Below are 873 nucleotides of genomic sequence, written 5' to 3'. Positions count from 1 at the left end.
GTGTAGCGGTGTAAACAATCGAACCACCTTCGGCCACAGAACCGGCCGCACTCAGCGACAGATTGGTGGTGTCGTTGACATCCGTAACAGTGGTCGAAACCGGTGTTTTATCCGCCACCAGATCTTCGAAGTTGCCGCCGGTTACGCCAGTGATGGAATTGGTGATCGGCGCGTTGCCGGTCAGCGCATCGTTCGCAGCAACAGCGGTTGCGGTGCCAGTAGTCTGACCAACGCCGATGGTGATGGTCTGACCGTTGGCCAGAGTTACCACAACTGGCGAACCGGTAACTGGCGCACCGACGGTGGCGGTGTAAGTCACGGTGCCGCCTTCGGCCACCGACGTATCGGCGGTCAGTTTGACGGTCGACGTGTCGATGGTATCAGTGACCTGAGTGACCGCTGGAGTGGTGCTCGGCACGAGATTTTCGAAGTTACCACCGGTGGCACTGGTGATCGTCGCCTGCACGGAACCGGCATCTTTGTAGACGTCGTCGGACGGTGCAGGAACGGTTGCGGTGCCGGTGGTTTCGCCAGCCTTGATGGTGATCACAGCGCCGTTCGACAGGGTCACGGTCACTGGCGAGCCAGCGGCGTTGGTCAGCGTAGCGGTGTAAACGATCGAGCCACCTTCGGCCACGGAACCGGTCGCACTCAGAGACAGGTTGGTAGTGTCGGCAACGTCGGTGACAGAAGTCGAAACTGGAGTTTTGTCTGCAACCAGATCTTCGAAATTGCCGCCAGTTACGCCAGTGATCGAGTTGGTGATCGGAGCGTTGCCGGTCAGCGCATCGTTCGCAGCAACAGCAGTTGCAGTGCCAGTAGTCTGGCCGACGCCGATGGTGATGGTCTGACCGTTGGCCAGAGTTACCACAA

At 59.2% G+C, this 873-nt stretch carries 1 protein-coding gene; it reads right to left on the bottom strand.

Annotation, left to right across the window (positions count from 1 at the left end; genetic code table 11):
• Positions 1-873 (bottom strand): immunoglobulin-like domain-containing protein (locus ACYSTU_RS26980; RefSeq protein WP_499002752.1); only part of this gene is annotated, 873 nt, incomplete at both ends.

The organism is Pseudomonas glycinis, from assembly GCF_054871425.1.
Note: the sequence above shows the minus strand (reverse complement) of the source record. Positions and strands in the feature narration are given on the sequence as shown.